The sequence below is a fragment of the Enterobacter cancerogenus genome (assembly GCF_019047785.1).
Lineage (GTDB): Bacteria > Pseudomonadota > Gammaproteobacteria > Enterobacterales > Enterobacteriaceae > Enterobacter > Enterobacter cancerogenus.
Map to the genome: position 1 here is coordinate 4,054,921 of NZ_CP077290.1, position 20,702 is coordinate 4,075,622.

At 56.5% G+C, this 20,702-nt stretch carries 17 protein-coding genes; 7 read left to right on the top strand and 10 right to left on the bottom strand.

Annotated features, from left to right (window positions below; all coding sequences use genetic code 11):
* Nucleotides 1-157 precede the first annotated feature (157 nt).
* The 3 genes from I6L58_RS19130 (at nucleotide 158) to I6L58_RS19140 (ending at nucleotide 3,068) form a co-directional block, all read left to right on the top strand.
* The gene (locus tag I6L58_RS19130) at nucleotides 158-1,699 is read left to right on the top strand and encodes a peptide MFS transporter (RefSeq protein WP_006176662.1); all 1,542 of its coding nucleotides are present in this window, start codon (nucleotides 158-160) and stop codon (nucleotides 1,697-1,699) included.
* Between the two features lie 63 nt (nucleotides 1,700-1,762).
* Nucleotides 1,763-2,797 carry a Gfo/Idh/MocA family oxidoreductase gene (locus I6L58_RS19135; RefSeq protein ID WP_088207953.1) on the top strand — a complete coding sequence of 345 codons (1,035 nt, stop codon included), beginning with the start codon at nucleotides 1,763-1,765 and terminating at the stop codon, nucleotides 2,795-2,797.
* A 49-nt stretch (nucleotides 2,798-2,846) separates the two neighbouring features.
* Complete coding sequence (locus tag I6L58_RS19140; RefSeq protein ID WP_006176660.1) at nucleotides 2,847-3,068, top strand: zinc ribbon domain-containing protein; 222 nt, start codon at nucleotides 2,847-2,849, stop codon at nucleotides 3,066-3,068.
* Here the strand turns inward: I6L58_RS19140 and I6L58_RS19145 are convergent.
* The 3 genes from I6L58_RS19145 to xseA are packed head-to-tail and all read right to left on the bottom strand — an operon-like array spanning nucleotide 3,065 to nucleotide 5,867.
* Nucleotides 3,065-3,415: a protealysin inhibitor emfourin gene (locus I6L58_RS19145; RefSeq protein ID WP_058610295.1), complete on the bottom strand. Its 351-nt coding sequence runs from the start codon at nucleotides 3,413-3,415 to the stop codon at nucleotides 3,065-3,067. The two genes, I6L58_RS19140 and I6L58_RS19145, sit on opposite strands and share 4 nt — an antisense overlap.
* Complete coding sequence (locus I6L58_RS19150) at nucleotides 3,416-4,435, bottom strand: M4 family metallopeptidase (RefSeq protein ID WP_058610294.1); 1,020 nt, start codon at nucleotides 4,433-4,435, stop codon at nucleotides 3,416-3,418.
* 58 nt (nucleotides 4,436-4,493) lie between these two features.
* Nucleotides 4,494-5,867 (bottom strand): exodeoxyribonuclease VII large subunit, encoded by a 1,374-nt coding sequence (xseA, locus tag I6L58_RS19155; RefSeq protein ID WP_088207954.1) that lies wholly within the window; start codon nucleotides 5,865-5,867, stop codon nucleotides 4,494-4,496.
* A 159-nt stretch (nucleotides 5,868-6,026) separates the two neighbouring features.
* Between xseA and guaB the strand changes: the two genes are divergently transcribed.
* A complete protein-coding gene (gene guaB / locus I6L58_RS19160; RefSeq protein WP_006176656.1) occupies nucleotides 6,027-7,493 on the top strand; it encodes an IMP dehydrogenase in 1,467 nt (488 codons plus the stop codon).
* Between the two features lie 63 nt (nucleotides 7,494-7,556).
* Nucleotides 7,557-9,134: a glutamine-hydrolyzing GMP synthase gene (gene guaA, locus I6L58_RS19165; protein WP_042320409.1), complete on the top strand. Its 1,578-nt coding sequence runs from the start codon at nucleotides 7,557-7,559 to the stop codon at nucleotides 9,132-9,134.
* Nucleotides 9,135-9,199: 65 nt separating this feature from the next.
* Here guaA and I6L58_RS19170 read toward each other — a convergent pair whose 3' ends face one another.
* The 3 genes from I6L58_RS19170 to I6L58_RS19180 form a co-directional block, all read right to left on the bottom strand.
* Entirely contained in the window at nucleotides 9,200-9,937 is a 738-nt protein-coding gene (locus I6L58_RS19170; RefSeq protein WP_058610292.1) for an alpha/beta fold hydrolase, read from the bottom strand.
* An 11-nt stretch (nucleotides 9,938-9,948) separates the two neighbouring features.
* Nucleotides 9,949-10,413 carry a DUF6130 family protein gene (locus I6L58_RS19175; protein WP_006176653.1) on the bottom strand — a complete coding sequence of 155 codons (465 nt, stop codon included), beginning with the start codon at nucleotides 10,411-10,413 and terminating at the stop codon, nucleotides 9,949-9,951.
* Nucleotides 10,414-10,559: 146 nt separating this feature from the next.
* Nucleotides 10,560-10,748, bottom strand: coding sequence for a YfgG family protein (locus I6L58_RS19180; protein ID WP_042320405.1), 189 nt, complete (start codon nucleotides 10,746-10,748; stop codon nucleotides 10,560-10,562).
* Between the two features lie 326 nt (nucleotides 10,749-11,074).
* Here I6L58_RS19180 and I6L58_RS19185 point away from each other — a divergent pair, with 326 nt between their 5' ends.
* Nucleotides 11,075-13,318: a bifunctional diguanylate cyclase/phosphodiesterase gene (locus tag I6L58_RS19185; protein WP_088207955.1), complete on the top strand. Its 2,244-nt coding sequence runs from the start codon at nucleotides 11,075-11,077 to the stop codon at nucleotides 13,316-13,318.
* A 4-nt stretch (nucleotides 13,319-13,322) separates the two neighbouring features.
* Here the strand turns inward: I6L58_RS19185 and ppx are convergent, their stop codons facing one another.
* The 4 genes from ppx to purM all read right to left on the bottom strand — a co-directional run bounded on the left by ppx (nucleotide 13,323) and on the right by purM (nucleotide 18,805).
* Nucleotides 13,323-14,861 (bottom strand): exopolyphosphatase, encoded by a 1,539-nt coding sequence (ppx, locus tag I6L58_RS19190; protein WP_088207956.1) that lies wholly within the window; start codon nucleotides 14,859-14,861, stop codon nucleotides 13,323-13,325.
* Nucleotides 14,862-14,864: 3 nt separating this feature from the next.
* Nucleotides 14,865-16,925 (bottom strand): polyphosphate kinase 1, encoded by a 2,061-nt coding sequence (ppk1, locus tag I6L58_RS19195; protein WP_006176648.1) that lies wholly within the window; start codon nucleotides 16,923-16,925, stop codon nucleotides 14,865-14,867.
* Nucleotides 16,926-17,129: 204 nt separating this feature from the next.
* Entirely contained in the window at nucleotides 17,130-17,771 is a 642-nt protein-coding gene (gene purN, locus I6L58_RS19200; protein ID WP_088207957.1) for a phosphoribosylglycinamide formyltransferase, read from the bottom strand.
* Nucleotides 17,768-18,805 carry a phosphoribosylformylglycinamidine cyclo-ligase gene (gene purM, locus I6L58_RS19205; protein ID WP_088207958.1) on the bottom strand — a complete coding sequence of 346 codons (1,038 nt, stop codon included), beginning with the start codon at nucleotides 18,803-18,805 and terminating at the stop codon, nucleotides 17,768-17,770. The genes purN and purM overlap by 4 nt, the downstream gene beginning before the upstream one ends.
* 266 nt (nucleotides 18,806-19,071) lie before the next feature.
* On the opposite strand from purM, the gene I6L58_RS19210 reads away from it, so the two are divergent.
* Nucleotides 19,072-20,502: a 6-phospho-beta-glucosidase gene (locus I6L58_RS19210; protein ID WP_042320399.1), complete on the top strand. Its 1,431-nt coding sequence runs from the start codon at nucleotides 19,072-19,074 to the stop codon at nucleotides 20,500-20,502.
* The last annotated feature ends 200 nt before the right edge of the window (nucleotides 20,503-20,702 follow it).

Here is a 20,702-nt window from a genome sequence, read left to right on the forward strand (position 1 = left end):
TCTTAAAGTCCAGGGTTCGGTACTAGACAAAACTAGCGCCTGGTTATCAAATGGTTAACCAACTTTTCGCCGCATGTAAAAAATCGGCCAGATACGTAACTGGCCGGCGTACCTGCTGGCGTTTACAAGCACGACGACATACCTTCTCGGGAGAATTATGCAATCCTCTGTTAATCAAAAAGAAAGCCGAACGTTCTTCGGCCATCCTTACCCGCTCGGTTCGCTGTTTTTCACCGAAATGTGGGAGCGTTTCTCGTTTTACGGCATACGCCCGCTGCTGATCCTCTTTATGGCCGCTACCGTGTACGACGGCGGGATGGGGCTGGCGCGTGAGAACGCCTCGGCGATTGTCGGCATCTTTGCCGGGACGATGTACCTCGCCGCGCTGCCGGGCGGCTGGCTGGCAGATAACTGGCTCGGCCAGCAGAGAGCCGTCTGGTATGGCTCGATCCTGATTGCGCTCGGCCACCTGTCCATTGCGCTTTCTGCTTTCATGGGCGACAACCTGTTCTTTATCGGCCTGATGTTTATCGTGCTCGGCTCCGGTCTGTTCAAGACCTGTATTTCGGTCATGGTCGGCACGCTGTATAAAAAGGGCGATGCGCGTCGTGACGGCGGTTTCTCACTGTTCTACATGGGCATTAACATGGGCTCGTTTATCGCGCCGCTGATCTCCGGCTGGCTGATCAAATCCCATGGCTGGCACTGGGGCTTTGGTATCGGCGGTATCGGGATGCTGGTCGCGCTGATCATCTTCCGCGTGTTTGCCGTTCCGGCAATGAAACGCTACGACAGCGAAGTTGGCCTGGACTCCACCTGGAACAGCCCGGTCGTGAAACGAAACGGTGTCGGCGCGTGGCTACTGGCGCTGGCCGTTGGCGTGGCGGTAATCGTCACCCTGATTGCTCAGGGCGTGATTGTGATTAACCCCGTCGCCGTGGCGAGCGTGCTGGTTTACGTGATTGCGGCGTCCGTTGCCCTCTACTTTATTTACCTGTTCATTTTTGCTGGTCTGAACCGCAAAGAGCGCGCCAGACTGTTGGTCTGCTTCATCCTGCTGGTCTCTGCCGCCTTTTTCTGGTCGGCGTTTGAGCAAAAGCCAACCTCGTTCAACCTGTTTGCCAACGACTACACTAACCGCATGATTGGCGATTTTGAAATCCCGGCGGTATGGTTCCAGTCGATTAACGCGCTGTTTATCATCCTGCTGGCCCCCGTGTTCAGCTGGGCATGGCCGAAGCTGGCGAGCAAAAACATTCGCCCGAGTAGCATCACTAAGTTTGTGATTGGCATTCTGTGTGCTGCCGCAGGTTTTGGCCTGATGATGCTGGCGGCGCAGAACGTGCTGAGCAACGGTGGGGCAGGCGTTTCACCGTTCTGGCTGGTAGGCAGTATCCTGATGCTGACGCTCGGTGAGCTGTGCCTTAGCCCGATTGGTCTGGCGACCATGACGCTGCTGGCCCCGGAGAGAATGCGCGGTCAGATGATGGGCCTGTGGTTCTGCGCCAGCGCACTGGGTAACCTGGCGGCGGGCCTGATTGGCGGTCACGTGAAGGCCGACCAGCTGGATATGCTGCCGGATCTCTTCGCGCGCTGCTCCATCGCGCTGCTGATTTGTGCCGCGGTGCTGATCGTCCTCATTGTTCCGGTACGCCGTATGCTGGAAAATGCCCAGACGAAACCGGCTGCCAACGCCTGATAACCCCTCGTTCTTGCCGGGGCAGGCGTTCTGCTCCGGCATGTTATTTAACGAGGCGATACTATGCTGTTAGGGTTTGTTGGTCTTGGTGCAGTAGTTGAAACGGCATATCTGCCGGCGCTGCGTAACCGTTTTGGCAGCTCGCTCCACCTCCTCGGGTTTGACCTTGACCCCACAAAGCAGCCGGAAGGCATCACTCGCTGCGCATCCCTCCCTGAGCTACTCGCTCAGCCTCTTGATACGCTGTTCATCACCACCGCATCCCTGCATCACCTCGAGGTGCTGGAACAGGCTCTCGCCTCGCCAGTAACGCGTGTTGTGGTCGAAAAACCGATCGTTGCGACGCTTTCCCAGATGGCCAGACTGAAAGCACTGCTGGCTCAGCCTGGCGCAGCGGACCGGGTGCTGGCGCTCGATCACTGGATGGCGCGCCTCGGCGCGGTGCGGTTCGCGCTGGTCAGCCATTTTTCTGAGATTGTCAGCATGGAAGGGTTTCTCCAGGAGCCAAGCGGGTTCAACGCTGCCGGAGAACCGGTAGCGCTCAATTTTGCCACCGGCGAGCCGGATAAGCGTACGCTTCGTCACCCGGACGGCGTCATTCTGGATATTGGGACCCATGTTCTGGCGATGCTGCGTGAAACGGTGCGCTATCTCGGTGGGCAGGATGACATGGCTCTGCAGGTGATGACCGCCCGCGATCGGCTGGGCCACGACATTACCCAGGGCGACCTGATCACGGCTGAGGGTGAAGCGCATCTTCAGGGGAGGGTAAGCGGTGTGCCGGTGAACATCTGGCTCAATAAATACGCGGGCCCGGCGGGCGGCCAAAAAGGGTTGCGGCTTTATCTGCGTGACGGGCGCATTATCAGCCACGACCGACGCGGTGCAGAGGACGTCGTGGAGCTGATTGACGGGGATGATATTCAGCGCTGGACCCTGCCCGGCGCGATTTACGAACACTGCCTTGCGGAGCGCGTTCTGGGCGCGCAAAGCCTGTTCAGGTGCGATCCGCAGGAGGTTAGCCGTACGACACAGCGCAGGCTCGATGAGGTTGAACTGCTTCTGAACCTGCAACAACGGCTGCGTGGAGCGCATTAAGCGCCCCGTGATACTATCGACGTAATACTGAACTGCTTTAGGAGTCATCATGACGATAACCTGCCCGGATTGCCATGCAGAGCTGGAGCCTCAGCACGGCGCGGCCCACTGCGCGCGCTGCAATAAAGACGTCGCGCTGGAAGCGCGTTGCCCCGAATGCCATAAGCCGCTCGAGGTATTAAAAGCCTGCGGTGCGGTGGATTATTTCTGCCAGAACGGCCACGGGCTGATCTCTAAAAAACGCGTGGAGTTTGTTCGGGCCGAAGGTTAATCGCACACGCAGCCTTCGCCTTTTCGCCACAGCTCAACCAGCGACTCGGGCGCTTCCTGTTCGGGCACCAGCACAATGATGTCGGCGTAGTGCGCCTGATTTTGTCCGGTCCAGATAATCTGGATGCGGAAATAGCGCTGGTCACCGCTGCCGGGTGAAGAGGCTTGCCCGGGCGGTTGACCGCGCGGGAAAGCCTGCTCCAGAATGCTCACCAGGCGCTGGCGCTGGGCCTCGTTAAGCGACGAAAGCGCGATGGTGCGCTGGCCGCTCAGCTTAGGGATAAACGCGACGCCGCCTTCCCGGGCCAGCTCAACTACGGCGTCATCCGTCAGTTCCGGAACCTGCATTTACAGTACTCCCACCTGTTCCCAGGCTTGTTTGATGGCCGCCCCAACGTCGCTTCCCGAACGCTTCTCTCCGTGGGCGATGGTCAGTTGCGCGAAGGCCGCAAAATCGGCATCCTGCGTCAGACTGCGATCGCACACGGTGTCGTACCAGGCATAGCCGGCTTTTTCCCAGGCATAGCCGCCCAGAGCCGTGGCGGCCAGATAAAAGGCGCGGTTAGGTATACCGGAGTTGAGATGTACGCCGCCGTTATCCTCGCGCGTTTTAATAAAATCTTTCATATGACCGGGCTGCGGATCTTTACCGAGCAGGGGATCGTTATAGGCCGTGCCGGGTTCCGCCATAGAGCGCAATCCTTTACCGTTAATGCCATCAGCCAGCAGACCTTCGCCAATCAGCCAGTCCGCCTGGTCGGCGGTTTGCTTAAGGTGATATTGCTTCACCAGCGAGCCGAACACGTCGGACAGCGACTCGTTCAGCGCCCCCGACTGTTCAAAGTAGATCAATCCGGCTTCGGTCTCGGTCACGCCGTGGCTCAGTTCATGCGCCACCACGTCGATGGCAATGGTGAAACGGTTAAAGATCTCCCCGTCGCCATCGCCAAACACCATCTGCTGACCGTTCCAGAAGGCGTTTTGATATTCCCGGCCATAATGCACGGTGCCGGTCAGGATCAGCCCTTTATTATCAAGCGAGTCACGCTGATATTCTTTCCAGAAGAAGTCATGGGTAATGCCTAAATAATCATAGGCTTCATCCACTGCAACATCACCGTTGGACGGCTGGCCTTCGTAACGCACCTGAGTACCCGGCAGCTCCTGAGTCTGTTTCGCGTCATAGATATCACGCTCAAGCTGACCGGTTTTATTGACGTGCGGCGCGGCGGGTTTGCCAGGCATATGCGCCATCAGCGTTTGCACATGGGTTAACGTCTGCCGGGCGCAACGCTGCTGTGGCTCCGAACCGCTTTCGATAATACGGCGAAGAATATAGGGGGGGATGACGCTGTGAAGATGGGGCATGCTGCTCTCCTTAGTAAAAAAGGGAATAGCAGCAGTATAGTTTGTAACCGGCGAAGATTTATCCGGTTTTACGCTGACGCGTTTTTTTCACCGGTTTGATCGCCTTCACTTCGCTCTCGACCCAGCCGTCTGAAAGCCGCGTCGTGAGCACATCCCCGGCCTTAATCTGTTTCGTTTGTTTCAGCACTTTGCCATCTGTCGCCGTGGTGACGCTGTAGCCACGCGCCAGCGTGGAGAGGGGGCTGACGGCTTCCAGATGGGTCACCGCGTTGCCAAAGCGTTCGCGGGTGGCGCTCAGGCGTGCACGGACATTCTCCGCGAGACGATATTCGAGCTGCTGAATGCGCGTTTGCGCGCGGTAGATTTTCGGCTGCGGATTTTGCTGGTTCAGGCGCTGGGCCATGCGCTGCTGGCGCGAGGTCGCACGTTTGAGCTGGCAGTCCAGCGCAACGTTCATGCGCTGGCGCAGGCGTTCCAGCACGGTTTGCTGACGCGCCAGACGCAGCTGCGGGTGCTGCTGCTGCAGACGATGGTAAAGCTGGGTGAAGCGGCGGGTTCTGTTGGCGAGGAAGTAATCCATCGCCATCTCAAGACGCTGCTGGCCGTTCTGGAGCTGACGCAGCAACTCCAGCTGGTTGCGGCTGACCACTTCCGCCGCCGCGGATGGCGTGGGGGCGCGGAGGTCCGCAACAAAATCCGCAATGGTGACATCGGTTTCGTGGCCGACGGCGCTCACAACGGGAATTACGCTTGCAAAGATTGCCCGCGCCACGCGCTCGTCGTTGAAGCTCCACAGATCTTCCAGCGAGCCGCCGCCGCGCCCGACGATCAGCACGTCGCACTCCTGACGGGCATTCGCCCGCTCAATGGCGCGCACAATTTGCCCGGGCGCATCGTCACCCTGAACGGCGGTCGGATAGATGATAACGGGCAGGGAAGGGTCGCGACGCTTCAGGACATGCAAAATATCGTGCAGGGCCGCCCCGGTTTTCGAGGTGATCACCCCCACGCAGTGGGCAGGTGTGGGCAGGGCTTTTTTGAACTGCTGATCAAATAAACCTTCGGCTGACAGCTTTGCTTTGAGCTGTTCATACTTCTGCTGCAATAAACCTTCACCCGCAGGCTGCATGCTTTCGACGATAATTTGATAATCACCGCGCGGCTCATACAGGGTAATATTGGCGCGCACCAGAACCTGCTGGCCGTGCTGAGGACGGAACGTCACCCGGCGGTTGCTGTTGCGGAACATCGCGCAGCGTACCTGGGCGGTATCGTCTTTCAGCGTAAAGTACCAGTGGCCGGATGATGGCTGGGTGAAGTTAGAAATTTCACCGCTGATCCAGACCTGCCCCATTTCCTGCTCAAGCAGCAAACGCACCGTCTGATTAAGGCGGCTGACAGTAAAAATTGAGGGAGATTGAGAGGATAACATGTGAGCGGGATCAAATTCTAAATCAGCAAGTTATTCAGTCGATAGTAACCTGCTGAGAGGCGATCGCAAGCATTTTTTTCAAAAAAGTGTAGATGCAATCGGTTACGCTCTGTATAATGCCACGGCAATATTTAACCACCCAGGTCAGAGATATTGCCCATGCTACGTATCGCTAAAGAAGCACTGACGTTTGACGACGTCCTCCTCGTTCCCGCTCACTCCACCGTTCTGCCGAATACTGCCGATCTCAGCACGCAGTTAACGAAGACCATTCGCCTGAACATTCCTATGCTCTCTGCGGCAATGGACACCGTGACTGAAGCGCGCCTGGCGATCGCCCTGGCACAGGAAGGCGGCATTGGCTTTATTCATAAAAACATGTCTATTGAGCGTCAGGCTGAAGAAGTTCGCCGCGTGAAAAAACATGAATCCGGCATTGTGTCTGACCCACAGACCGTTCTGCCAACCACCACCCTGCATGAAGTGAAAGCCCTGACCGAACGTAACGGCTTTGCTGGCTACCCGGTTGTGACGGAAGATTACGAGCTGGTGGGGATTATCACCGGTCGTGACGTGCGCTTTGTGACTGACCTGAACCAGCCTGTCAGCGTATACATGACGCCAAAAGAGCGTCTGGTTACCGTGCGTGAAGGTGAAACTCGCGACGTCGTGCTGGCAAAAATGCACGAAAAACGCGTTGAGAAAGCGCTGGTTGTCGACAGCAGCTTCCACCTGCGCGGCATGATCACCGTAAAAGATTTCCAGAAAGCAGAACGTAAGCCTAACGCCTGTAAAGACGAGCGTGGCCGTCTGCGCGTTGGCGCTGCGGTTGGCGCGGGTGCGGGCAACGAAGAGCGCGTCGATGCGCTGGTAGAAGCAGGCGTTGATGTGCTGCTGATTGACTCCTCTCACGGCCATTCCGAAGGCGTTTTGCAGCGTATTCGTGAAACCCGTGCGAAATATCCTGACCTGCAGATCATCGGCGGCAACGTCGCCACTGGCGCAGGCGCACGCGCGCTGGCTGAAGCCGGCTGCAGCGCGGTAAAAGTGGGTATCGGCCCTGGCTCCATCTGTACAACCCGTATCGTCACCGGCGTGGGCGTTCCGCAGATCACCGCCGTGTCTGACGCGGTTGAAGCGCTGGAAGGCACCGGTATCCCGGTTATCGCTGACGGCGGCATTCGTTTCTCAGGCGACATCGCTAAAGCTATCGCTGCGGGCGCGGCTGCCGTGATGGTCGGTTCTATGCTGGCCGGTACAGAAGAATCCCCGGGCGAAATCGAACTGTACCAGGGCCGTTCTTACAAATCCTACCGCGGGATGGGCTCCCTGGGCGCGATGTCCAAAGGTTCGTCTGACCGTTACTTCCAGACCGACAACGCGGCGGACAAACTGGTGCCGGAAGGTATCGAAGGTCGCGTAGCTTATAAAGGCCGTCTGAAAGAGATCATTCACCAGCAGATGGGCGGCCTGCGCTCCTGTATGGGCCTGACCGGCTGTGGTACCATCGACCTGCTGCGTACGAAGGCAGAATTCGTGCGTATCAGCGGTGCGGGTATCCAGGAAAGTCACGTTCACGACGTGACGATCACCAAAGAGTCCCCGAACTACCGCCTGGGCTCCTGATAAATTTCCACGCCCGGCTTTATGCCGGGCGATTTTGTTTCTCTTGCCTCGGAATTAGCGTCAATGACGGAAAACATTCATAAACATCGCATTCTCATCCTGGATTTTGGTTCTCAGTACACTCAGCTGGTGGCGCGTCGCGTACGTGAGCTGGGCGTTTACTGTGAGCTGTGGGCGTGGGATGTCACGGAAGCACAGATTCGCGAGTTTAACCCAAGCGGCATCATCCTTTCCGGCGGCCCGGAAAGCACCACCGAAGAGAACAGCCCGCGTGCACCGCAGTACGTATTTGAAGCGGGCGTGCCGGTCTTCGGCGTCTGCTACGGCATGCAGACCATGGCGATGCAGCTCGGCGGCCACGTAGAAGGCTCTAACGAACGTGAGTTCGGCTACGCGCAGGTTGAAGTCGTGACCGACAGCGCGTTGGTGCGCGGTATCGAAGACTCCCTGACCGCCGACGGCAAACCGCTGCTGGACGTGTGGATGAGCCACGGTGACAAAGTTACCGCCATCCCGTCTGACTTCGTGACCGTTGCCAGCACCGAAAGCTGCCCGTTCGCGATCATGGCGAACGAAGAAAAACGCTTCTACGGCGTGCAGTTCCACCCGGAAGTGACCCACACCCGTCAAGGGATGCGTATGCTGGAGCGCTTCGTGCGCGATATCTGCCAGTGTGAAGCCCTGTGGACCCCGGCAAAAATCATCGACGACGCCGTGGAGCGTATCCGCCAGCAGGTTGGTGATGACAAAGTGATCCTCGGCCTTTCCGGCGGCGTGGACTCCTCCGTTACCGCGATGCTGCTGCACCGCGCTATCGGCAAAAACCTGACCTGTGTGTTCGTGGACAACGGTCTGCTGCGCCTCAACGAAGCTCAGCAGGTGCTGGACATGTTCGGTGACCACTTTGGTCTGAACATCGTTCACGTGGAAGGCGAGAAACGCTTCCTGGACGCGCTGGCAGGCGAGAACGACCCGGAAGCGAAACGTAAAATCATCGGTCGCGTGTTTGTCGAAGTGTTCGATGAAGAGGCGCTGAAGCTGGAAGATGTGAAATGGCTGGCGCAGGGCACCATCTACCCGGACGTGATCGAATCGGCAGCTTCTGCTACCGGTAAAGCGCACGTCATCAAATCTCACCACAACGTGGGCGGCCTGCCGAAAGAGATGAAGATGGGCCTGGTTGAACCGCTGCGCGAGCTGTTCAAAGACGAAGTGCGTAAGATCGGCCTGGAGCTGGGTCTGCCGTACGACATGCTTTACCGTCACCCGTTCCCGGGGCCAGGTCTCGGCGTGCGCGTGCTGGGCGAAGTGAAGAAAGAGTACTGTGACCTGCTGCGCCGTGCCGATGCGATCTTCATTGAAGAGTTGCACAAAGCCGACCTGTACAACAAAGTGAGCCAGGCATTTACCGTGTTCCTGCCGGTTCGCTCCGTCGGCGTAATGGGCGATGGCCGTAAATACGACTGGGTTGTCTCCCTGCGCGCGGTTGAAACCATCGATTTCATGACCGCACACTGGGCGCACCTGCCGTATGATTTCCTGGGTCGCGTCTCTAACCGCATCATCAACGAAGTGAACGGCATTTCCCGCGTGGTGTATGACATCAGCGGTAAGCCACCGGCGACGATTGAGTGGGAATAATCTCCCCGGCAATCTAGACCCTTAGCCAGTAAAGCCCGCCTCTCGCGGGCTTTTTTTTATCCCGCTTATTCACTCGCCCGTTCAATCACCCGGGCAATCGCATCCGGCTGGCTCACCATGGAGACATGGCTTGCCGCGACCTCCGTGGTGGTGGCATGAAGGGTTTTCGCCATGGTGCGTTCCAGATCGGGGTTTATCATCCGATCGTTTTTGCTCACCACAAACCAGCTCGGTTTATCATGCCAGGCGGCATGCGTGATTTTTTCGCCAAACGCATCGGCCCGGATCGGACCCTGCGTTGCAGCAATGCGTTCCTGCTCAGCCGTTTTGACATCAGGCGCAAAGTCTTCTTTGACCGCTTTGAGGGGGAGATACAAATACCCGTCAGCCGTTTTAGCAATGCCCGCGCTCCCCGGCGGGGCAGGGTAGCTCCCCACCAGGTCCGCCGTCGACTGACCGGAGTCCGGAGCAAACGCTGCCACGTACACCAGCGATGTCACCCGGGCATCGTTACCCGCCTCGCTAATCACTGTGCCAGCCCACGAGTGGCCAACCAGCGTAACCTTACCGTGCGCCCGGGCGATGGCGCGCCGGGTCGCGGCTACGTCATCGTGTAGGGAGGTGAGCGGCAGCTGTACGGCAATGACCTCCCTTTGCTGTTCCTGCAGACGGCTAATCACCTTATTCCAGCTGCTGCCATCCGCAAATGCGCCATGCACCAGCACTACGCTTGAATGGCTCTCCGCTAACGCACTGGCAGAAAGTGCCAACAGGCCAGCCGTTAATACAGACAGTGCTTTCATCTTCAGGCTCCTTAAAAGTGATGAACCGGGGCGTGCGGCGGCACGGTGAATTCAACGGTTTTGTGATCGATGGGTTTGTGCGTAGGGTCGGCCAGAATAAGGGTGACCTTGTGCTTGCCGGCTGGCAGGCCCACGAGGATCACCGGTTCACCGCTGGCATCTGCCCAGTGCCAGGGGGCATCGTCGACGATGACGTGGATATGGCCGATACGTGGCGTGACGTTCAGCGCCTCCGGGCCAAAGACGGGCTCAATGCGCAGGTTTTCGGCGCGGTACTGAATAAACACGGCCCCCTTGCTCAGTGGCCCCGCGAGCGGCGGATCGACAATTAGCCTGGCGGGTGGCTGAGGTTTTTCAAGTGGCGCTACGGCTGCCGGGCCATTAACGTCGGCGGCGCTCAGGCCATCTAACGGAGCGGCTATGGCGCTACTGGCGGTGACCAGCGCAATGAAGGGGATTAAATAGCGACGAATCATCTCTGTCTCTCCTCATAATGACGACAGAGACAGAAGACCATTTTGATGTATCAGGTATATGTGCTGCAGGCGGGTTTTTGTACCGGTTTGTCAGCATGGCAAGCCGGATACACTGCGATACAGTGTCTTACCTGTTAAGGCGGACGTCAGCGTTCGGGCGTTTCGACGGTGAGGCTGGATTGCTGGGTCTGAATTTTGTCCTGATGGTGATACCAGGCGCCAATGGAGGAATAAACAAAGCGGCCAAAGAAAAACAGGAAACTGATAAGCAGTATGACGCGGGTCATGCGGGTGTTAAATCGGTGTCGTTTGTGCATACGCGGGGCCTGACTCACGTTGTTTTTCCTGGGTTTACCCGTTTGGGCGATACGGCTATTAAGGCACAGCGGGAAGCAAGGGTCAATTCCGGAATGTGTAAAAAATAGTCAGTTCAGCATTATTTGTTGCTAATCAACTCATTACCCCGGTAAGCAAGCATAAAAATCGTAAGAAACCTTTCTACAAATAATTTTATTTGATTTACATCAACGGTTTCCTGCCACTGATCACTAAAATCCTTCCTCCATTGTGATGCACAGGTTTTCACAGTGTGACTGACACGTCAGGTTGGATGCCTGTCTTTATTTACCCTCAGGAGAACACAGGGTTTAACCGGGCATCTATGAAAATTATCTCCTTTCTGAAGCACAATAAAGACCGCTGGTGGGCGCTTCCCCTCGTTTTGCCTCCCGTTTTGCTGCCGCTGCTCAGCATGTTTAACACTTATACGCAGCTGAACGAAAGCGTTGTTGTGCTTTACTATTTTCCCCTCTCGTTCTTTCTGGCGATGATGGTGATTTTTGACCTGGCCGCGCTGCCGGGCATCGTTCTGTCCCTGTTTTATCGCTACTATCCCGCCGTTAGCCTGTTTGAAACCTGGGCGAGCGTGCTCCATTTTTTAGTCCCGGTCGTGCTGAGTTGGGGGGGATACCGCGTGTTTGCGCCGAAACGCAACCGGGTTTCCTATGGCAACGTGTATCTGATGGCCCAGCGCCTGTTCTGGCAGGTGTTCTGCCCCTCCACGCTGTTTCTGCTGTTCTTCCAGTTTGCGGTCTATCTCGGGGTGTATGAAAGCCGCCAGAGCATGGCGGGTCTTAACCCGCTGAATATTCGCACGTTGATCAACTATCAGGCGCTTCTGGTGAGCGGGCTGACCGCGGTTCCGTTCAGCTTTTTGCTGATTCGTATCATACGCAATCCGCATTACCTCAGAGGGTACATATCGCAAAGCCGCGCGCAAATTGACGGTAAAGTGATGGTGGCTGAGTTTGTGTTGTGGGCTGCGCTGCTGGGCGGATTACTTTCGCTGCTGCTAATGCCCATGAATGAGAACAGCACCATTTTCAGCACCAACTACACGCTGTCGCTGCTGATGCCGGTGATGCTCTGGGGCGCAATGCGCTTTGGCTATAAGCTGATGTCGGTGATTTGGACCCCGGTCCTGCTGGTGTCGATCCACTATTTCTATCGCTATATTCCCGTAAACCAGGGGTATGACATCCAGCTGGCTATTACCTCGTCCAGCTATCTGGTCTCCTCTTTTGTGGTGATTTACATGTCCATGCTGGCCACCCGCCAGCGGGCCATCAATATTCGTTCCCGCAGGCTGGCGCTTCTCGACCCGGTGGTTCACATGCCAAACCTGCGGGCGCTGTCCCGCGCGCTGAGTAAATCGCCCTGGTCCGCGCTCTGTTTATTGCGCATTCCTGAACTGGAGGTACTCGGGCATAACTACGGGGTGCTGTTGCGGATCCAGTACAAACAGCAGCTGGCCGCGTGGATTAACCACGCTCTGCTGCCGGGGGAGTGTGTCTATACGCTGACCGGCTACGATCTGGCGATTCGTATGGGCACCGAATCTCACCAGGAACGCATCGTCGCGCTGGATGAGCGTATCAAACTGTTCCGCTTCATCTGGGATGGTATGCCGCTCCAGCCGCAGGTGGGCATAAGCTACTGCTACGTGCGTTCTCCGGTTAATCATCTTTATCTGCTGCTGGGGGAGCTCAGCATCATCGCCAATCTGTCGCTTTCAAGCCATCATCCTGAAAGCCTTCAGCAGCGCGGGGCTATGCACCTGCAGCGTAACCTGAAAGAGAAGGTCGCGATGATGAACCTGCTTCAGCGGGCGCTGGAAGAGGATAAGTTCACCCTGATGGTGCAGCGGGTCAGGGGCTTACGCGGGGATCACTATGATGAAGTGTTGCTGCGGATGTTGGACGAGCAGGGCGAGCTGATCTCTCCCGATCGCTTCCTGCCGGTTGCCCAGGAGTTTGGTCTGTCGTCTCGCGTGGACTTATGGGTGCTGGAGCGGACGCTGCAATTTTTAGCGGATTATCGCGACAGGCTACCCGCCCAGCGTTTTGCGATCAACCTTGCGCCGTCTACCGCGTGTCGCACGCAGTTCCCTCAGGAAGTGAAGCAGCTTCTGACGAAGTATGGCGTGGAGGCCTGGCAGCTGATCGTCGAGATCACCGAGTGCGGATGTTTCGGTAACGGATCAGAGCAGGCGACGCAGACGCTCAGCCAGCTGCAGGCCATGGGAGTGCGCATTGCGATCGATGATTTCGGCACCGGATATGCCAGCTATGCCCGCCTGAAAAGCGTGGATGCTGATATCCTCAAAATCGATGGCAGTTTTATTCGCAATATCGTCAGCAACAGTCTGGATTACCAGATTGTGGCCTCGATTTGCCACCTGGCGCGCATGAAGAAAATGCTGGTAGTGGCGGAGTACGTCGAGACAGAAGAGATACGTAGCGCGGTTCACGCGCTAGGTATCGATTATGTGCAAGGTTACCTGATTGGTAAGCCGGTTGAGATGGCGTCTTTACTGGACGCTGAGGCGCTGCCCGCAACCGCGTAGGCCGCTATGCTGCGGCCTCGGCGCTCTCTTCTTCAATCTTCAACAGCCAGCCGGTGACCGCTTCCCAGTATTGCTGCTCTTTTTCCAGATCTAGCAGTACCAGCGCGTTCTGGCTAAACCAGCCGTGCGGGAAGCTCAGCGTCCAGTGATGATCGTCCGTTTTGAGCTTTAACGTCGGCGGGGTCGTGGTGGCCTGACGCTGGTTGTTAAGCAACACGCCAAGTCGCAGGAGCTGAATAAGCGGCAGAAACTGCTTTTTCTTGAACAACGTAAAGCGCGGCAGATCGTCGAGTTTGATCGCTTTGCGGTGATAGCGCACCAGCGTCGCCATCATGCTCTGCTGCTCCTGGTTAAAGCCCGGCAGATCGCTGTTTTGCAGAATGTACGCCGAATGACGGTGCATGCCGCTGTGGTTTATGTTCAGCCCCACCTCATGCAGCATGGCAGCCCATTTCAGCAGCGCTTCCAGCTGCGGATGTGCCAGCTTAGGATTCTGCTCGTGCCACTGCTCGTACATCTGAACCGTGGTTTCCAGCACGCGCTTTGCCTGCTCACGGTCGATGTTGTACTGGTTCGCCAGGCTTTGCGCGGTACGGCTGCGAATGTCCTGATGACGGAAGCGGCCTTCCATTTCATACAGCACGCCCTCACGCAGCGCGCCGTCCGAGAGACGCAGCTCTTTGATCGCCAGCGCATCAAACACGCCGCACAGAATGGCGAGGCCAGGCACGAACACGGCTTGACGATCGTCGGACAGCCCCGGCAGGCTTAAGGCGTCAAAGCTTTTATATTTGAGCACCTCTTCGGTCAGCATCACCAGACGTTCAGGGGTAATAAAACCGTCTTTTTCGCCCAGCGCCAGCAGCACCTCATGTGCGGCCTTGATCGAACCCGAGGCACCCAGCGCCACGTTCCAGCCCTGAATACGGTACTGCCAGGCCAGATTTTCCAGTTTTTGTACCGCAGCCATGCGCGCGCGCTGGAAATTCTCGCGGGTGATGGTTCCGCCCGGGAAGTACATCTGCGCGAAGCTGACGCAGCCCATGCGGCGGCTCTCCACCAGACGCGGCTCGAAGTCTTCACCAATCACCAGTTCCGTGGAACCCCCGCCGATATCAATCACCAGCTTGCGGCCTTTTTCCGGCTGCGTGTGCTCCACGCCCATGAAAATCAGGCGCGCTTCCTCGTTACCCGAGATGATCTCAATCGGATAGGGGATGACCTTTTCCGCACGTTTAAGAAACTCCGGCGCATTCAGCGCCTGGCGCAGGGTGTGTGTGCCCACGATGCAGACGCTGGAGGGCGAGAAGCCCTGCAGACGTTCGGCAAACAGCGACAGGCAGTTTAAGCCACGCTCCATGGCTTCTTCGCTCAGCATGCTGTTTGCATCCAGACCGTCGGCCAGGTGCACGCGCTGCTTCAGACGGCCAATGATCTGCATCGCGCCATCCACCTCACGGGCGATGACCATGTGGAAACTGTTAGAACCAAGATCGACCGCAGCGAACTCCTGCGGGCGTGGTGTCTTATCATTTATCGGCATAGGTTAATCGGGTTGCTCGAGTGATTTGATATAGTCGTAAATCGCCAGTTGGGACCGCACTTTACGGCGGTTGCCGCGCGGAACATAGCGGTTACTCAGTTCTTTATCGATATAGCGTGCTTTCACCGTATCGCTAAACAAAATCTCGATGATGTCGAGGATCTGCTGCTTCAGACGTGGGTCAAGCAGCGGGGCCGCAACTTCAATTCGATAATCAATATTGCGCGTCATCCAGTCCGCAGAGGAGAGATACACCTGCTTATCGCCTGCGTTATCGAAAATATAGACCCGATCGTGTTCCAGATAGCGGTCAACGATGCTGATGACGCGAATATTATCGCTGATACCTTCCAGCTCCGGGATCAGAGAACACATGCCGCGGATCAGCAGGTTCACCGGCACGCCTGAACCGGAGGCGGCGTAAAGACGATCCACCAGGCCTTTATCGACCAGGTTGTTGAGCTTCAGCGTAATGCCGGACGACAGCCCTTTCTGCGCGTTGGCGATCTCTTTATCGATCATATCGTACAGCAGGCGGCGCGAGTTCTGCGGTGAAACCAGCAGATAGTCGAAGCTCACCGGACGGTACGGGTTCTCAATAAAGTTGAACACCCGGCGCACCTCGTTGGTGATGCGCGCATCGGCGGTCAGCAGCGAGTAGTCGGTATAAATTCGCGCGGTTTTCTCGTTAAAGTTTCCGGTACCGATGTGAGCATAACGCACCACGTCGTCTCCCTCTTTACGGGAGATAAGGAATAGCTTGGCGTGAATTTTCAGTCCCGGCGCGGAGAAAATTACGTGCACGCCCGCTTCGGTCAGGCGGCGCGCCCAGTGGATATTTGCTTCTTCGTCGAAACGCGCCTGCAGTTCCACCACCACGGTCACTTTCTTGCCGTTGTGCGCGGCGTGGATCATCGCGTCGATGATGCGGGAATCTTTCGCCACGCGGTAGATGTTGATTTTGATCGCCAGCACGTTCGGGTCAAACGACGCCTGACGCAGCAACTCCAGCACATGCTCGAAGGTGTGGTACGGGTAGTACAGCAGCACGTCGCGCTCGCGAATGGCGTCAAACCCGTTGCGGAACTTATCGAACCAGATGTGGCGCAGGCGGGGCAGCGGTTTATTCACCAGATTGGCCTTGCCGACGTTCGGGAAGCCAATAAAGTCTTTAAAGTTGTGATAACGCCCGCCGGGGATAATGGAGTCGTAGCGGGAGATGGTCAGCTTATCGCGCAGCATTTCGACCATCGCGTCCGGCATATCGCGCTGATAGACAAAGCGCACCGGCTCGGCCGTCAGACGCTGCTTCAGGCTTGAAGACATCAGCTCCATCAGGCTGGCTTCCATCTCGTGCACCAGGTCATATTCGGCGTCACGGGTCATCTTCATCGAGTAGGCGTTTAACGCATCGTAATCGAAGAAGCCTTTGAAGATATCATCCAGACAGTAGCGCAGGATGTTGTCCAGCAGGATCATCGGCTTGCGGCGGCGCGGGGTTTCCGGCGGCAGGTTGACAAAGCGCGGCACTTTGTCGGACGGAATTTCCAGCAGCGCGTAGCTGATGTTGTCGCCACGAATGATCTCCACCGCCAGATAGGTGTAATCGTCTTTCAGGAACTGCACCAGATCCGTTTCGCGATTGATCAGAATCGGGGTGATGTGCTGGCGCAGATAATGTTTGAAATAGTGACGAAGCCAGCTCTGCTGGTTGACGGAAAGCTGGCGTTCGTTGATCAGGAAAATTTGATTGCGGGCCATTTCCAGCAGCAGCTCGTTGTAAAGGCCATCAAATTCCTGATCGGCTTTCATCACGCGAGACTGTATTTTGCCAAGCAGATGGCGCGAGTGCGAGTTTAAACCCTGTTCTTCACTGATGATGATGCGGCGTTTAAGCTCGGCAAAGCGGACTTTATAAAATTCATCCAGGTTATTGGAATAAATACCCAGGAAACGCATACGCTCAATCAGCGGGTTACTTTTATCCGCCGCTTCCTGAAGCACGCGCTCGTTGAAGGCTAACCAACTCAGCTCTTTCTCAATGTATAACTTTTCCTGACCCATTACAGCTCACACTCCAGTTCATTCACAGGACGTGGTAAATCCGTCTCGTCCTTATTATGGCGAGCATTTCCACGATATGTCCAACAGTGCCAGAAAAGTATGACAGTTATTTTTTTTGTTGGGGATTTTAGAGGGTTGGAGAAGGAAGTATCGGGTAATGCACTCTGTAGGTCGGGTAAGCGTAGCGCCACCCGACATAACAAACTACTCTTTTGCCGCATAGCCCTGCGGGGGTAACATCACGCCGTCCAGCCAGGCGGCGCCGTCGCGCATCACCAGACGCCCGTCGACAAACCAGCTTACCACCAGCGGGTAGATGGCGTGCTCCTGCGTCTGCACGCGTTCGGTCACATCATCTTCGTTATCGCCCTCAAAGACCGGGACCTTCGCCTGCAGGATCACCGGGCCGCCGTCCAGCTCGTCGGTGACGAAGTGTACGGACGTGCCATGCTCCTCATCGCCGTTCTCCAGCACCTGACGGTGGGTGTGTAAACCGGGATATTTCGGCAGCAGGGAAGGGTGAATATTGAGCAGACGCCCGGCGTAGTGCGAAACAAACGCCGGGCTCAGAATGCGCATGTAACCGGCCAGTACCACAACATCTGGCGCATAGGCGTCAATTTCCTGCACCAGTTCGCGGTCGAAGGCTTCCCGCCCGGAAAACTGGCTGGCTTCCAGCGCATGCGCGGGAATATTCGCTTCCCGCGCCCGCTCAAGGCCGAATGCGTCGGCCTTGTTGCTGAATACTGCCCGAATGGTGCCATTGATTTTCTTCTGTTTGCAGGCATCAATTATCGCCTGCAAATTGCTTCCGTTACCGGAAATGAGCACCACAATGTTTTTCATTCAATGACCACACGCTGTTCGGAATCGGATGCTTTGATAATACCGATTTTCCAGGCGTTTTCACCTTTCTCATTCAGAAGCTTAACCGCGTTATCCGCTTCGCTTGCAGGCAGGGCGATAACCATCCCTACGCCGCAGTTAAAGGTGCGGTACATTTCATGAGAACTGACGTTGCCTGCGGTCTTCAGCCAGTTAAACACGGACGGCCACTGCCAGGAGGATTCGTCGATCACCGCCTGGGTATTATCCGGCAGCACGCGCGGAATGTTTTCCCAGAAACCGCCGCCGGTCAGGTGGGCGATGGCGTGAACGTCTACGTTCTCAATAAGTTCCAGCACGTTTTTCACGTAGATGCGGGTCGGAGCCAGCAGGTGATCGGCCAGCGGTTTGCCGTCAACCTCGGTGGTCAGCGGGTCACAACCGCTCACTTCGAGGATTTTACGCACCAGGGAGTAGCCGTTAGAGTGCGGGCCGCTGGAGGCCAGCGCCACCAGCACATCGCCGTCAGCCACTTTGCTGCCGTCGATGATTTCTGATTTTTCTACCACGCCGACGCAGAAGCCTGCGACGTCATAATCTTCGCCGTGATACATCCCTGGCATTTCGGCGGTTTCGCCACCTACCAGCGCGCAGCCTGACTGCAGGCAGCCTTCGGCAATCCCGTTAATTACGCTGGCTGCGGTATCTACGTCCAGCTTGCCGGTGGCATAGTAGTCGAGGAAGAACAGCGGCTCTGCGCCCTGTACCACCAGGTCGTTAACGCACATCGCCACCAGATCGATACCGATCGTGTCGTGACGCTTAAGATCCATCGCCAGGCGCAGTTTTGTGCCCACGCCATCCGTACCCGAGACCAGAACAGGTTCACGATATTTTTGCGGCAGCGCGCACAGTGCGCCGAATCCACCCAGTCCACCCATCACTTCAGGGCGGCGGGTTTTTTTCACCACACCTTTGATTCGGTCAACCAGCGCATTACCTGCGTCAATATCAACACCGGCATCTTTGTAGCTGAGAGAAGTTTTGTTGGTCACGGCTCAAGTCCCCACGCGATTGCATAGCTAGTAAGAAAAATCGGCGCAATTCTAACAGTCCAGGCAAACGTTTGCGAGCCTATTCTCGGCGCGAGGATCTTTTTTTCCCTGCGGCCCGCCAGCAGCGTCAAACTTGACTCTGTTCACGAAAATGAAACCGGTTTCGGTTAACTGCTTGCAACCCGTTATCCCTTTGCACATCATCAGAGTGAAACCGGTTTCTGTAATTGTTTTTGCAGAAGATAACGCAGAATGAGGGAAAGAGAATGCCAGGATTTAAAGAAGGTTTTCTGTGGGGTGGGGCCGTGGCGGCACACCAGCTTGAGGGCGGCTGGAAAGAGGGCGGTAAAGGGGTTAGCGTCGCTGACGTCATGACCGCAGGCGCGCACGGTGTCCCGCGTGAAATCACCAACGGCGTCCTGCAGGGGAAGAACTACCCTAACCATGAAGCCATCGATTTCTACCATCGCTATAAAGAAGACATCAAACTCTTTGCCGAGATGGGATTTAAATGCTTCCGTACCTCTATCGCCTGGACGCGCATCTTCCCGAAAGGGGACGAGCTGGAGCCAAACGAGGCGGGCCTGAAATTCTACGACGACCTGTTCGACGAGTGCCTGAAGTACGGTATCGAACCGGTTATCACCCTTTCTCACTTCGAGATGCCTTTCCACCTGGTCACCGAATACGGCGGCTGGCGCAACCGTAAGCTGATCGACTTCTTTGTCCGCTTCGCGAAGGTCGTTTTCGAGCGTTATCAGCATAAAGTGAAGTACTGGATGACCTTTAACGAGATCAACAACCAGGCAAACTTCCACGAGGATTTTGCGCCGTTTACCAACTCCGGGCTGAAGTATGAGCCGGGCGAAGACCGCGAGCCGGTCATGTTCCAGGCCGCCCACTACGAGCTGGTGGCGAGTGCCCTGGCGGTGAAAGCCGGGCGCGAGATTAACCCGTCGCTGCACATCGGCTGCATGATTGCGATGTGCCCGATCTATCCGCTGACCTGCGCGCCGGACGACATGATGATGGCGATGAATGCCATGCATCGTCGTTACTGGTTCACCGATGTGCATGTGCGCGGCGCGTATCCGCAGCACCTGCTCAACTATTTTGCACGTCGTGGCTTCGCGCTGGATATCACTGAGGAAGACAACATCGCGCTCAAACAGGGCTGCGTGGATTACATCGGTTTCAGCTATTACATGTCCTTCGCGACCAAGGCGACGGCAGACAACCCACAGCTGGATTACGACGAGAGCAAAAGCCTGGTCTCCAACCCGTACGTGCAGAAATCCGACTGGGGCTGGCAGATTGACCCGGTGGGCCTGCGCTACTCCCTGAACTGGTTCTGGGATCACTATCAGCTGCCGCTGTTTATTGTTGAGAACGGCTTTGGCGCAATCGACGTGCAGGAGAGCGACGGCACGGTAAACGACCAGTACCGCATCGATTATCTGGCCGCGCACATCAGCGAGATGAAAAAAGCGGTGGTGGAAGATGGCGTTGATCTGATGGGCTATACCCCGTGGGGCTGTATCGACCTGGTTTCTGCCGGTACCGGCGAGATGAAAAAACGCTACGGCTTTATCTTTGTGGATAAAGATAATGAAGGGAACGGCACGCTGAACCGCAGCAAGAAAAAATCGTTCGACTGGTATAAGCAGGTGATTGCCAGCAACGGCGATAACCTTTAACAGCCGGGTGGCGCTAACGCTTACCCGACCTACACTACACGTAGGCCCGCGTAAGCGTAGCGCCACCGGGCAGCACCTCGCACTAAAGCCGGAGCTTGCCTCCGGCTTTTTTGTTTTTGATTGATATATGTCAAGCAAGATGGGTATGGCACAATCCGAAAAAAGCGGTATAATCCCGCGATTTTTTTGCGGATGCCGCC

Coding starts and splice junctions, on each gene's coding strand:
- I6L58_RS19130 (WP_006176662.1), top strand. CDS start 158: ATGCAATCCTCTGTTAATCAAAAAGAAAGCCGAACGTTCTTCGGCCAT.
- I6L58_RS19135 (WP_088207953.1), top strand. CDS start 1,763: ATGCTGTTAGGGTTTGTTGGTCTTGGTGCAGTAGTTGAAACGGCATAT.
- I6L58_RS19140 (WP_006176660.1), top strand. CDS start 2,847: ATGACGATAACCTGCCCGGATTGCCATGCAGAGCTGGAGCCTCAGCAC.
- I6L58_RS19145 (WP_058610295.1), bottom strand. CDS start 3,415: ATGCAGGTTCCGGAACTGACGGATGACGCCGTAGTTGAGCTGGCCCGG.
- I6L58_RS19150 (WP_058610294.1), bottom strand. CDS start 4,435: ATGCCCCATCTTCACAGCGTCATCCCCCCCTATATTCTTCGCCGTATT.
- xseA (WP_088207954.1), bottom strand. CDS start 5,867: ATGTTATCCTCTCAATCTCCCTCAATTTTTACTGTCAGCCGCCTTAAT.
- guaB (WP_006176656.1), top strand. CDS start 6,027: ATGCTACGTATCGCTAAAGAAGCACTGACGTTTGACGACGTCCTCCTC.
- guaA (WP_042320409.1), top strand. CDS start 7,557: ATGACGGAAAACATTCATAAACATCGCATTCTCATCCTGGATTTTGGT.
- I6L58_RS19170 (WP_058610292.1), bottom strand. CDS start 9,937: ATGAAAGCACTGTCTGTATTAACGGCTGGCCTGTTGGCACTTTCTGCC.
- I6L58_RS19175 (WP_006176653.1), bottom strand. CDS start 10,413: ATGATTCGTCGCTATTTAATCCCCTTCATTGCGCTGGTCACCGCCAGT.
- I6L58_RS19185 (WP_088207955.1), top strand. CDS start 11,075: ATGAAAATTATCTCCTTTCTGAAGCACAATAAAGACCGCTGGTGGGCG.
- ppx (WP_088207956.1), bottom strand. CDS start 14,861: ATGCCGATAAATGATAAGACACCACGCCCGCAGGAGTTCGCTGCGGTC.
- ppk1 (WP_006176648.1), bottom strand. CDS start 16,925: ATGGGTCAGGAAAAGTTATACATTGAGAAAGAGCTGAGTTGGTTAGCC.
- purN (WP_088207957.1), bottom strand. CDS start 17,771: ATGAAAAACATTGTGGTGCTCATTTCCGGTAACGGAAGCAATTTGCAG.
- I6L58_RS19210 (WP_042320399.1), top strand. CDS start 19,072: ATGCCAGGATTTAAAGAAGGTTTTCTGTGGGGTGGGGCCGTGGCGGCA.